Source organism: Microcoleus sp. FACHB-SPT15 (assembly GCF_014849525.1).
Classification (GTDB): domain Bacteria; phylum Cyanobacteriota; class Cyanobacteriia; order Cyanobacteriales; family Coleofasciculaceae; genus Symplocastrum; species Symplocastrum torsivum.
Window position 1 is genome coordinate 18,085 of record NZ_JACJNU010000060.1, and the last position, 12,355, is coordinate 30,439.

Annotated in this window: 9 protein-coding genes; 5 read left to right on the plus strand and 4 right to left on the minus strand. The window is 48.6% G+C overall.

Features of this window, described 5'->3' with window-relative positions:
* Positions 1–35 precede the first annotated feature (35 nt).
* Both H6F98_RS24145 and H6F98_RS24150 read left to right on the plus strand, forming a co-directional pair.
* Positions 36–896, plus strand: a complete 861-nt coding sequence (locus H6F98_RS24145) for a DUF928 domain-containing protein (protein WP_192221273.1) — start codon at positions 36–38, stop codon at positions 894–896.
* The gene (locus H6F98_RS24150) at positions 893–4,249 is read left to right on the plus strand and encodes a tetratricopeptide repeat protein (RefSeq protein WP_192221274.1); all 3,357 of its coding nucleotides are present in this window, start codon (positions 893–895) and stop codon (positions 4,247–4,249) included. The genes H6F98_RS24145 and H6F98_RS24150 overlap by 4 nt, the downstream gene beginning before the upstream one ends.
* Positions 4,250–4,651: 402 nt before the next feature.
* On the opposite strand, the gene H6F98_RS24155 is transcribed toward H6F98_RS24150, so the two are convergent.
* Entirely contained in the window at positions 4,652–5,299 is a 648-nt protein-coding gene (locus H6F98_RS24155; protein ID WP_192221275.1) for an S-layer homology domain-containing protein, read from the minus strand.
* Positions 5,300–5,570: 271 nt separating this feature from the next.
* On the opposite strand from H6F98_RS24155, the gene H6F98_RS24160 reads away from it, so the two are divergent.
* Positions 5,571–5,726: a hypothetical protein gene (locus H6F98_RS24160; protein ID WP_192221276.1), complete on the plus strand. Its 156-nt coding sequence runs from the start codon at positions 5,571–5,573 to the stop codon at positions 5,724–5,726.
* 98 nt (positions 5,727–5,824) lie between these two features.
* Positions 5,825–5,992 carry a hypothetical protein gene (locus H6F98_RS24165; RefSeq protein ID WP_206759672.1) on the plus strand — a complete coding sequence of 56 codons (168 nt, stop codon included), beginning with the start codon at positions 5,825–5,827 and terminating at the stop codon, positions 5,990–5,992.
* Here H6F98_RS24165 and H6F98_RS24170 read toward each other — a convergent pair.
* The 3 genes from H6F98_RS24170 to H6F98_RS24180 all read right to left on the minus strand — a co-directional run bounded on the left by H6F98_RS24170 (position 5,968) and on the right by H6F98_RS24180 (position 8,344).
* A complete protein-coding gene (locus tag H6F98_RS24170) occupies positions 5,968–7,182 on the minus strand; it encodes a cytochrome P450 (RefSeq protein WP_192221278.1) in 1,215 nt (404 codons plus the stop codon). The two genes, H6F98_RS24165 and H6F98_RS24170, sit on opposite strands and share 25 nt — an antisense overlap.
* 28 nt (positions 7,183–7,210) lie before the next feature.
* On the minus strand, positions 7,211–7,900 hold the full coding sequence (locus H6F98_RS24175) for a hypothetical protein (RefSeq protein WP_192221279.1): 690 nt from the start codon (positions 7,898–7,900) through the stop codon (positions 7,211–7,213).
* 294 nt (positions 7,901–8,194) lie between these two features.
* Complete coding sequence (locus tag H6F98_RS24180; protein ID WP_192221280.1) at positions 8,195–8,344, minus strand: hypothetical protein; 150 nt, start codon at positions 8,342–8,344, stop codon at positions 8,195–8,197.
* Positions 8,345–8,514: 170 nt separating this feature from the next.
* Here H6F98_RS24180 and H6F98_RS24185 point away from each other — a divergent pair, with 170 nt between their 5' ends.
* Positions 8,515–12,279, plus strand: coding sequence for a response regulator (locus tag H6F98_RS24185; RefSeq protein WP_192221281.1), 3,765 nt, complete (start codon positions 8,515–8,517; stop codon positions 12,277–12,279).
* The last annotated feature ends 76 nt before the right edge of the window (positions 12,280–12,355 follow it).

Sequence of the window (12,355 nt, forward strand, 5' to 3'; positions counted from 1 at the left end):
AGCTAACTAGGTAAAGGGTGGATGGTGCAGATGCAATGAAACAAATAATCTTAGTTACTGCTGCAATCCTGGCTCCTCTATGGTTAGCTACTCCTGTAGAGGCTCAAATAATATTCACTCCGCCAAACTTAAACCCGCCCGATAACCCACCAACGGTTGGGGTACAAGGAGGGGCATCAGGTCGTTCATTTGTCCAACAAGGGAAGCCACTAACTGCTTTAATACCGAAAACTCAGCTAGGTTTGACTGTTGCTGAGTACCCGACATTTTTTATCAATGTTCCTCAAGCTTCTGAACAGACAGGGGAATTCACCCTCTTGGATGAAGATGACAAGATTGTCTACGAAACACGACTGACACTCCCCAGCCGTGCTGGAGTTGTTAGTTTCAGCCTCCCAAATACAGGAACCTTAGCGCCTTTAGAAGTTGGCAAGCCATATCAGTGGTATTTCACGATAGTTTACGACTTTAATGATCATTCTGAAGATATTTCCGTACAAGGATGGATACAGCGAGTTGAACCCAGCCTAGACCTAATCAAAAAATTAGAGCAAGCAGCTCCCAAAAATCGTCCAGCCCTCTACGCCGCCGCTGGAGTTTGGCACGAGACCCTTGCTAGTCTAGCTGAACTACGTCGCGACACTCCTAATGATGCAACTTTAGCTCAGCAATGGGCAGAGCTACTGAAGTTAGAGGCAGTAGAACTCGACGAAATTGCACAAGAACCTCTGCTAGGAAGTTTGTCTGCCTTGGATCAGATTCCCACGCTACCTCTAGAGACAGAAAATGAGCGCTCGCGCTCAGAAGCACGGGAACCGGGTATAGGGGAAGGTCAATTCAGTCCTCCGGAGTTGGAACGTGGTACGAGAACCACAACAGGTGGAGGAACGCAGTGAAGAGTAACGATGTCGCTTCCAAGTCGGGTCGCTATCAGGACTTTTACCCTCTAACTACGGCTGTACTCGTTTGCCTTAGTTGCTTCCTGTATGAACAACCCAGCGCGGCATCTTTTCCAACAGCTGTTTCTCTAGCACAGGAGAACAGGATTCAAGAGCAGAAAGCTTTTGCAGATAGTCTATTTCAAAGAGGCAATCAGCAGTTTCACCAAAGCCAGTTTCAAGACGCTCTCTCAACGTATCAACAACTTCTCAAGCTGCGTCAAGCGATTGGTGACAAGGCAGGCGAGGGGCAAGCCCTTTACAGAATAGGTATTACCTACCGCCATTTAGCTCGGTATCCCCAAGCGCTGGAAGCCGTCGAGCAGGCGTTGACCATTGCTCGTTCTGTTGGCGATAGCGGACTCACAGGACGCACGCTCAACGAGATTGGTTTTATTCACTACAGGCTGAGCCAATATCCAAAAGCCTTGGAGTTTTACCAACAAGCTTTAGCAATCGCCAGAGAAATTAGCGATCAGACCCTTGAAGCCTACATCCTCGACAATTTAGCTGTTATTCACTACAGGCAAGGTAAGTATGACCGAGCTTTAAAGCTCCACCAGCACGCCCTAACTTTGAGCCGGGAAGTTGGCGACCGAGCTGCCGAAGGGTTGATTCTCAGCAATATTGGTGTTGTTTATGATAGCTTGGGCGACTATTCCCAAGCACAGATGTTTGCTCACCAAGGGTTAGCCATTACTCGCAACGTTGGTGATCGCTTTATAGAATCACGCATCCTCAACAACATTGGTGTTACTTACGGGAATCTGGGTCAGTATGACCGAGCGCTGGAATTTTATCAACAGGCACTTGCCATCCGCCAAGACATCGGCGACAAAGCCGGTGAAGGATTTACGCTCAACAACATCGGAACGGTTTACAACAGGTTAGGTCAGTATTCTCAAGCCTTAAAGTTTTACCAGCAAGCCTTGGCGATTCGGCAGGAAATTAGCGATCGCATCGGCGAAGGAATAGCGTTGAGTAACATCGGTGCAGTTTACTGGACTTTAGGTCAGTACACAAAAGCGCTGGAGTTTTATCAACAATCGTTGGTGATCGCAAACGAAATTGGCGATCATCCGGGAAAAGGATACATCCTTAATAACATAGGAGGTGTCTATTCCAGTTGGGGTCAATATGCGCGGGCATTGGAGTTCTATCAGCAATCCTTAGCGATTGTGAAAGAAATCGGCGATCGAGCTGGGGAAGGACGCACGCTCAATAGCATTGGTGGGATTTACTATAGTCTGGGTCAGTCTACTGAGGCATTGAAGGTTTACCAGCAAGCCTTAGCGATTCGCCGCGAGATTAGAGATAAAGCAGGTGAAGGAATCACTCTCAACAACATTGGCTTGGCTTATAACCTACTCGGTCAGTCGGCTGAGGCATTGAAGGTTTACCAGCAAGCCTTAGCAATTCGTCGCGAGATTGGAGATCAAGCTGGGGAAGCAAGTACGCTCAATAATATTGCTCTAATTTACGACGGACAAGAGCGGGAGCGCCAAGCACTTGTCGTTTTCGGGCAAGCTTTAGCCATTCGTCAAGAGATTGGCGATCAGGCGGGAGAGGCAACAACCCTCAACAACATTGGACTCGTTCACAAAAAATTGGGCGATTCTTCCCAAGCTTTGGAAGCTTATCAACAGGCATTGGTAACTTTCCAGGAAATCGGTAATCGTCCGGGAGAACGCAGCGCCCTTAGTAACATCGGTTCCCTGTTAGAGCAACAGAATCAAACAGAGTTAGCCATCATTTTCTACAAGCAATCTGTCAACGTTACTGAGGCAATTCGCCGAGATTTACAGACACTCTCATCAAAGCAGCAGCAATCCTATACCACAACGGTTGCCAATACCTATCGCCGTCTGGCTGACCTGCTGTTGAAACAAGACCGAGTCTTGGAAGCTCAACAAGTCCTAGATTTACTGAAAATTCAAGAATTGGACGATTACCTCCGCAACATCAGAGGCAATAATGACAGCGGTTTAGGTATTGAGTTGCAGCCTCAAGAACAGCAAATTCTAGAGAATTATACGGCTCGTCAAGACGAAGCCACCAAACTGGGCAGAGAACTCGCTCAACTGCGACAAATTCCACCGACTTCTCGCTCACCAGCTCAAACGCAGCGTATTACCCAGTTAGAGCGAATTCAGCAACAGATTCGCCAAGAATTTAACGACTTCATCCGTAGTCCTGAAGTTGTGACACTAGTGCAACAGCTCAATCAAACAGCTGGAGGTCAAAATCTCGATTTGCCCAACCTCAACCGTCTACAGCGGCAGTTGCAACAGGTGAAGTCCGACGCTGTGGTTTTATATCCCTTGATTCTGGAAGACCGACTAGAACTAGTACTCGTTACGCCTTATTCTCCCCCAATCCGTCGCACGGTGCCAGTCAAACGAGAAGACCTCAACAAAGCAATTGTGGAGTTCCGTCGCGCACTCACCAATCAAATTGGTTCTGCTAACCGAGTGAGGGAACCGGCACAACAGCTCTATAACGTACTGATTAAACCCATTGAAAACGACCTCACCGAGGCAAAGGCGCAAACGATTATTTACGCTCCTGATGGGCAATTGAGATATATTCCCCTAGCTGCCCTACACGATGGCAGAAGATGGTTAGTGGAGCGCTTTGGCATCAACAACATTACAGCAGCAAGTCTTATTGAGTTCAAACCGCAAGGCTCTGTTCAACTCCAGGTCTTAGCGGCTGCCTTTAGTGAGGGAAGCTTTGAATTCCAGGTAGGGAGACAATCGTTTGACTTTGTTGGCTTAAGATTTGCTGGTCGTGAAGTGGAGAATATTGCCGCACTCATTCCCAATACGACGAAACTGTTGAACCACGCCTTTAGTCGTGATGCTACTATCCCTCAGTTAAACGACTATACTATTGTGCATTTCGCTACTCATGCGGCTTTTGTGCCCGGTCAGCCGGATGAGTCGTTTATCTTGTTTGGCAATGGTGAGCGCGCCACTCTGCGAGACATCGAAACTTGGAGCCTAACAAATGTAGATTTAGTAGTACTTTCCGCCTGTCAAACGGGTGTCGGTGGAACTCTGGGTAATGGTGAAGAAATTCTCGGCTTGGGTTACCAGATGCAACAAGCTGGAGCCTTAGCAACGATTGCGTCTTTGTGGGTTGTTGATGATGAAGGAACGCAGATGCTGATGAATGTGTTCTACGAAGCGCTACGGCAGGGGAGTACAAAAGCTGAAGCCTTGCGGCAAGCGCAAATTGCCTTAATCCACAGTGAAGAGAAACGTCCTTACTATTGGGCACCCTTTATTCTTATTGGCAACGGCTTTTAACTAATGTCCCATTTAAACCCTAAAAATTTTTTTTCTCAAACCCAAGTTTCTGTGTTCCAAGAAGCAATGTGCCTGTCTCGTTTAGAGAGATGTTTATCTGGGACACGAAAATCACGGTACTGAAGCTATTCAACAGAATTGGTTGATTGAAAAACGGGGACAGCGTAATAAACTTTCCGTATTTTAAAGTGTTGTACTGGTCTTTGGATTAACAGTAAACAGGCAAGACTTCTCAGCCTAGCTCTAAAACATTCCGTAAAAGAGTCCAAAAACGGAATGTTTTGAGGTTAGGCTAAAGCTTCAGGTCTATAACTGTTAAAAAGCTCTCCAGCTCGTTCACCCGACGAGGAGTGTGGGTGGCAAGATTGCTCACCCCGCCGCACCGCTTAAACTTGCCCTAGCTTAGGGAATATAGGGAGACTCTAGAGCGGGAGCACGGCTAGTCGCGACCAGACCCTGATAAATTGAAGCGGCGACTTCAGCACGGGTCGCGGCGCGATTGGGATTGAGAAAATCAATGTTGGGGTAGTTCACGGTGAGGTCGCGGAAGGTCGCCGCCGCCACGCCATCAAGGGCATAAAAAGGAATTGAATTGTAGTCACGGAAGCCACCGATCACGCTGGCATTGGTTCCACTCGGCTTTAACTCTAGACCGCTCGCCAGAGCGACTAAAACCTGAGCGCGGGGCATGGGCTGAGCTGGGTTAAAGACATTGCCAGGATAACCACTGAGAAAGCCTTCGGTGTAAGCGGTTTGGATGGCGCTGGCAGCCCAATAGCTGCTCTCCACATCACGAAAACGAACGGCACTGCGAACAGTCGGTCGCTCGAATGCTTGGTTCACCAGGACGGCAAACTGGGCACGAGTAATCGGCTCGTCGGGGCGAAAGCTGCCGTCGGCAAAGCCGCGAATCACACCGCGCTCGACGAGTGCTTGAATGTATTGTGCTGCCCAATAATCTGACGGCACATCTGAAAAAGTGGTTTGCGCTTGAGCCGGAATCTGTCCCACTAGTGAGGCTAGTGTTGCAACGGTCAGGCTGAGGGACATTAATCGAATAAATCTGTTAGAAAATTTAGCTTGAATAGACATGAGTGATCAGTCGATGATGAGGTAGAAATTGGTCGAGAGCGGTGCAATCGAGCACTGATAGCGCTTATCATTACTTTCCCTTAGTAAAATGCTTTTAAGACGAGGTATGTGACAATTCTGGCGTTCGAGGCATTGTTGCATGAAGGAGGGGTGGCGTCGGGGAGAGACCTGGTAAGTTTCAGTACATCTGTAAGGGGGAACTTCAGGTTAAACGTTCTTAAACCGGAATGTGCGAGCCGTCCTTTCGCCAGATCAACCTAAGGGTGACGTACTTAGTGCTGTACCAGTGACGCACTATATCCAAAGTGCCGTCCCGTTCCATAACTACACTTATGGCACCAGTTTACCCGTGGGAAAAGCCGTACACGACTGGGTGACGTACTGACTCAGCTTCATGAGAGGGTAGCAGCTTTAGAGAAATCTGCTAGTACCGCATCATTAGCAGTACCTAGTGCTGCACTAACTAGCTCTAGGGATGTCGATATGGATATGGATAACTTACTAGGTAAGGCATCTAGTACAGCACTAACAGAAGGAACAGAGCTGTCAGATGAGTCACCAATTACAGTATCCAATCCTCTAGAACCTCAGCCCCTAGCCCCGCTACTGACTACCTTGCCCCTACGTCAAAAGGCAACAGGTAACGCCTGAAGACCACGCATCGCTAAGCTCGGCATCCAAGTCAGCTCATCCGTATCGAGGTGCAGTTCTGGCAAGCGCTGGACAATCGTGTTGATGGCAATTTTGGTTTCAAGACGTGTAAGCACTGCACCCAGGCAGAAGTGAATACCCAGCCCCAGTCCCAAGTGGCGATTATCCTTACGACCGATATCGAGCCGCTCCGGCTCAGGAAAGCGTGCTGGGTCGTGGTTTCCCGCGTGTAACATGCAGTAGATCTTCTGTCCACTTCTAAGGCACCTGCCACCAATGAAGGTGTCCTCGATGGCTCGACGAACTACGCTTAAAGCTGGACCCTCATACCGCAAGAATTCTTCCACCGCACTGTCGATGAGCGTCGGATTCTCCCGGAGCTTCTGGAGCTGAGCGGGATGTCGAAGCAGAGCCAGAAGCCCGTTGCTAATTAAATAGGTTGTAGTCTCATACGCACCAGCCATCAGCGTGATGCACGCTCCTGTAAGTTCCTGTTCACTCAGCTTGCTCCCCTGCTCCTCGACGGCAATCAGCTTGCCGATTAGGTCGTTGCTGGGGTTTTTGCGACGCTGTGCAATCTGCGCTTCAAAGTATTCCCGGCACGCGACGAGACTCTGGTAAGTGGCTTCAACAATCTCGTCCGTCGCCTTCCCCGCCCCGAACAGCCCAAACATATCGCGGCTCCACCGTTTCAGGTCTGGGATGTGTTCCCTAGGGATGCCCAACATTTGAGCTGTAACCAGGGAGGGCAGGGGACTCGTGAAGTCATGAATGACTTCCATCCGCCCAACACCTCGAACCGCCGAGATCAACTCGTCAGCCAAGCGTGCGATCGCAGGTTGCAAGCTGTCTGCTAGGTGTGGGGTAAATGCCTTAGCAACTAAGGTACGGAGATGGGTGTGCCTGGGTGGATCGGAGAAAACCATCCACTGGGCAAAGAAGTGATTGCAAAAATCAAGCTTGTCCTGCACCTGAGCCGACCCGCCCCTTCCAATCTGTCCACCCCGATCTACAGAGAAACGCGGGTTGCGGATGACACATTGAATGTCGTCGTAACGTGTCAGAATCCACGCCTCAAGCTTGGGGTGCCAATAGACCGGGTCTTCAGCCCGCATCCGATGCAAAGTCGCATCGGGAGCCGCGTAGAATGAGGGGCTGAGTAGGTCATACTTTACGGTTTCTTTCAACATGGAACCATGACTCCCTGAAATATACGACCTATTCCATATCTGCTTCTTTACCCTGAGTGCCTCGCCTTCCCCGATGCGCTCTTGGCAGTGTCTCTGTTTCAGGTGTGAGTTCAATTCTTGGAGCGATAACCAGGTACCTCGACCCGAGAAACTTGGCTTTGAAGTTTTTCATCCAACCGTGATGGTTCAAAACACCCCGTGAATCAAATCCAACGATCGACACTCCACTACGGTCGTAACTTCCCGACAAAAGGAACGTCCAGTAGGTGCGATCTGGAAATTCACCAAACTTATACTTAAAGGTTGCAGCAAAGGCGATATAGCGCCTCAAGTCCATACCGTGCAAACCTTCGTCTTCGTAGGTTCGCTTAGCTGATAGTCCGGTTTGATAAATCAGTTCTGGAGTTTTGTGTGCAGAGGTAATAAACCACTGGTCTTCGTTCACCATGACATTCTTAATCATGGTTTCATTCTCAAAGTTAACGTTCGCCCTGATACCAAATCGTGTGCACAGTTCACTCATTGAGAGTTTTGCAGGTAGGTAGACGAGCAACTCATTGTGTAAATCGAGTTCTGCCAGTTCCACCTCTGTAAAGGGACATGGGGAGATGGGGATGTCTCCGTAGAGAGTGCAGACGTAATCCGATACATCCGTCTTATTCAAGCCATTTTGGCAATTGTGAGACGGTGTTGCTGTAGTTGGTAATAAAGAATGCATCCTGACCTCATTTATTGGTTAATAGTGACCATTGCCGTGCGCTCTAAAGTACTTACAAAAAACCTAAAATTCAGATTATTTTCTGCAAGTAAAATAGGTTAGCACTGTCATTTTTTGATTAGGATCATATTCACATAAACACTTTTTCCTAAAATCCGTAAAATTACTGAAGCTTTAAACTTTGCTCTTTTCAATCTCCGGGAATTTACCTAGTCACAGCCGCGTGAGAACCCAGTTATTTCACCTTTAACTTGCAGGTCGGAATTAGCCAAAGCCTTATATTCTCTCGAATTATCACTTTTGGATTTTGGCTGCCTTAGCACGAGACAAACCCCAAGTAAAAACGGCTCGTTCCTTTTGTTCAGAATGCCGATAGAGGAAAGCACTACTCCAAAGAACCTGTTTGCCAACTTCACGTTTGGTTGCAACTATCAAGTAATTCAAAATCAGTTAACTTACGGAAATAAAGAATTCTTGTAAACCGTGTAATTACGGAGAAAACACAACTTTTTGTTTCAACAATTTCAACTTTTCAGAATTTACACGGTTTGAGCAAACGATCAAGTAGAGATAGGGTATTCCCTTATGCAGCTCATAATCCTAACTTAGGAATAATGCTAGAGCCACCTATTCTCAGTCCAGCACACAATCAGTCTTCATCCATTCGTCTTCCTCATAGCCTGAGTGCTTTGGAAACCTGGGGCTTCGGTCTCATGACAATTCTCGTGTGGCTAGGTGTGGCATCAGCGATGAATGCTGCGCTAGGGCTGCGAGCCATTTTTGTTTTGTTGCCAGCAACGCTCGTGGGCATCTTGGAGAACCAGCAGGTAAAACGCTTGGCTGAGAAATGGCCTGAGATGTCAGGTGGAACGCCTGCTTATATAGCAAGGCTGCTGAAACCTTATCCAGTTCTTGGACGCTACGGGGCGATCGCGTATTTTATTGCCTGGTCTGCTCTACCGCCGATTAACGCCCTCATCCTCACGGAGCTAATCGAGCAAAACCTCAAACCATTTGGCATTGCTTGTCCCGAAGCGCTACTCAAAATTGGCTTCACTTGCATAGCCTATATCGTGGCATTTAGTGGTACTCGCGCCCTAGCGATCTTGCACTTAATTTTCGTGCTTCCGGCGGTGGGATTTCTAGTTCTATTTTGCCTTCAAGGTTTGGGATGGTTAGCCTTCTCACCAGAAAGCCCCGGTCTTTTGCCTACGATTTGTATAGGAGGACAAGGCAGCAGACCGAATCTAAGCTTTAATGAATGGGCGCAGTGGTACTTCAGTGGTGGAGGCTATCTAGCCTATGGCTGCGAAACCGCTGCCTTTTTTGTCGCCGATAGCCGACAGCCCAAGGCAACATTGCGGTGTCTGGACTTTACACTTTGGCTGATGCCGCTCGTGTTTCTGGGCGGTTCCTGGGTACTAATACGACTCGCCAACGACCCAAAACTTGGTGACAACACCTTCCTGAGCTTGGTAGCAGCAGCCCAACCATTTTGGGGTTCCTCCACCTCATTTCTGGTGACGCTCCTAATTGTTTCCAGCACATTGCTAATTTGCGCCACGACTGTAGCCGTCTGTCCCCGCATTTTGTACCAACTCTCCCTGGACGGGCATCTTGCTCCCGTATTTGCACGGGTGAACCGACAGGGTGTTTTGGGACCGAGTCTCTTGTGTACTTTTGCAATCAGCCTGTTGTGCTTGGTTTGGGGGGATATCAACCGAATCGTACACATAACGGGGACTTGTTGGTTTGTCTGCTTCGCGATCTTCCATCTAACACTTTGGCTGTGCCGGAATCGAGCCGAGGTGAGATGGCCCTGGTGGTCGCTTGGCTTCTTTCTGGTAGAGATGCTTGTTTTGGTTGCCAGCGCCAACATTTTGGGCTGGCAAGATATGCTGTTGGGGCTTCTCCTTCCTCTGGCGTTTTTGGCAGTGGATGCCGTTATCCGCCGTCTTTCATTCAATCGATTGGGTAAAATTTGGTGGATTGGGGGTGCTGAGAAACCTGCTAATCGTCAGGGCAAAGATTTTGTGGGACTTCAGGTGGTAGTCCTGATTATCTTGGTCTGTAGCACTGCCACGATAAGCTGGGAGATTAGGGACAAGTTCGAGCAAATCAATCCTAATGCCAGCAACAATCTCTTAGTCGTTCTGCTCGTGACCCTTGCCTTTGTTGCGCTTGCTGTTGCTTGCTTGACGACGCTGCCACAAGTAGCGGCAATAGAAGAAGCTCGCAAGCAATTGAGCGAACAAAATTTTAACTTAGAGTCAGCTAAAGAAGCAGCAGAAGCAGCCAATCAAGCCAAAAGCGAATTTTTGGCAACAATGAGCCACGAGATTCGCACCCCAATGAATGCCGTGATTGGCATGACCGGACTGCTGCTCGACACCGCTTTGACATCCGAGCAACGAGAGTTTGCCCAAACCATTCGCAGTAGTAGCGATTCGCTGCTCACGATCATCAACGATATCTTGGACTTCTCTAAAATTGAGTCCGGCAAGCTGGATTTGGAGGAGCAGCCTCTCGAGTTGCGAACCTGTATCGAGGAATCCCTCGACTTGGTGACAACAAGGGCAGCCGAGAAAAAACTGGAATTAGCCTACCTTTTCGATCCGCTTACTCCCCATAGGGTTATCGGGGATGTTACCAGAGTGCGGCAAATCTTAGTGAATTTGCTCAGTAATGCCGTGAAATTCACTCATCACGGGGAAATCTTGGTTTCAGTGACAGCTCAGAAGATTGGGAATCGGGAATCGGAAATCGGGAATGAAGGACAGGTCAACCAATTCCCCATTTCCAATTCCCAATCTTCTGTTTATGAAATCCAATTCGCGGTTAAAGACACGGGTATCGGTATTCCTGCCGAGCGAATAGCTCGCCTGTTCAAGTCGTTCAGTCAGGTCGATTCTTCTACAACTCGCCAGTATGGGGGTACAGGTCTGGGTCTAGCAATTAGCAAACGCCTCTCGGAAATAATGGGTGGCAGAATGTGGGTGGAAAGCCTTGAGGGTGTTGGCTCTACCTTCTATTTCACTGTAGTAGTCGCGTCGCTTCCCAGTTCGTTACAAGAAAATCTACTGGTACCGACACCTTCGTTAACTGGAAAGCGGCTGCTGATTGTGGATGATAATGCCACTAACCGACAAATTATCACTCTGCAAACCCAATCTTGGGGTATGCCTTCTTTGGCAACCCCCTCAGCTGTTGAGGCTCTAAATTGGCTTGCTAGGGGAGAACAATTTGACCTGGCGATTCTGGATATGCAGATGCCAGGAATGGATGGTCTGACTCTGGCCGGAGAAATCCGCAAGCAGTTCAAGGGCAAAGATTTGCCTTTGGTGATGTTGACCTCAATAGGCAAGCCGGACATACAGTCTCAAGCCATCGATGCTGGTTTCGCGGCATTCTTGAGCAAGCCAGTCAAGCAATCTCAGCTTTACAATGTTTTGACCCAGATCCTAGGTGGACAGCCAATCAAAGTCACACCTTCGCACTCTCAACGCCCGGAACTTGACACCACGATGGCACAACGGCTACCACTGCGGATTTTGGTGGCTGAGGACAATAAGGTGAACCAGCAGTTAGCCCTACAACTGTTAGCACGAATGGGGTACCGAGCTGATGTAGCGGGTAACGGACTTGAAGCGATTCAAGCTCTACGGCGTCAGTCCTATGATGTTGTGTTTATGGACATGCACATGCCCGAAATGGATGGGTTGACAGCAACGCAACGCATCTGTGAGGAATTTCTGTCCGTTCCACGCCCTAGGATTATCGCAATGACGGCGAATGTAATGAAGGGCGATCGCGAAAAGTGCCTGAGCGCGGGGATGGATGACTACATTAGCAAGCCGATCCGTGTCGAGGAGTTAGTCCAATCTCTAAAATCGTGTCGGTCTAGTTTTGAAAATCTAGAGTCGTTTCCATTGGTTGATGAAACTCTGCCGTCTGGGGTACTGGAAGAATCTGTCCACTTGAGTTCTGACGAAGCGATTGACACTAAAGTCTTGCAAGGTTTGCAGCAGGCGCTAGGGGAAAACGCCGACGAATTCCTGGCTCAATTGATTGGTGTTTACCTCGAAGAGACACCATTACTAATACAAGCGATGGACACGGCTGTTGCTAAAACCGATGCCGGGGCAATGCAAACAGCGGCTCACACCCTGAAGTCGAGCAGTGGTTCTCTGGGTGCTATGACCCTCTCAAAACTTTGTGAGCAACTAGAAAGGCTAGGGGACTCTCAAACTACGGCAGGGGCAGGAGAAATTGTGGCACAAATTGAGTCAGAGTACGAAAGAGTCAAGGTCACTTTGCAAATAACAGCCGTTGTCCCCTTGGCTTGTTTCCTTCCGACAGTTAGCCAGTCATATCCCTGACTTATCAATCGTGGCGTAGCTCACCGTATTTACTTCCGATAATCTCACACTCGCGGTATTAGAAGAATGGCTGTAA

Excerpts from the sequence above, each read along its gene's own strand:
- H6F98_RS24145 (WP_192221273.1), top strand. The coding sequence starts at position 36 with ATGAAACAAATAATCTTAGTTACTGCTGCAATCCTGGCTCCTCTATGG.
- H6F98_RS24185 (WP_192221281.1), top strand. The coding sequence starts at position 8,515 with ATGCTAGAGCCACCTATTCTCAGTCCAGCACACAATCAGTCTTCATCC.
- H6F98_RS24165 (WP_206759672.1), top strand. The coding sequence starts at position 5,825 with ATGGATATGGATAACTTACTAGGTAAGGCATCTAGTACAGCACTAACA.
- H6F98_RS24170 (WP_192221278.1), bottom strand. The coding sequence starts at position 7,182 with ATGTTGAAAGAAACCGTAAAGTATGACCTACTCAGCCCCTCATTCTAC.
- H6F98_RS24175 (WP_192221279.1), bottom strand. The coding sequence starts at position 7,900 with ATGCATTCTTTATTACCAACTACAGCAACACCGTCTCACAATTGCCAA.
- H6F98_RS24155 (WP_192221275.1), bottom strand. The coding sequence starts at position 5,299 with ATGTCCCTCAGCCTGACCGTTGCAACACTAGCCTCACTAGTGGGACAG.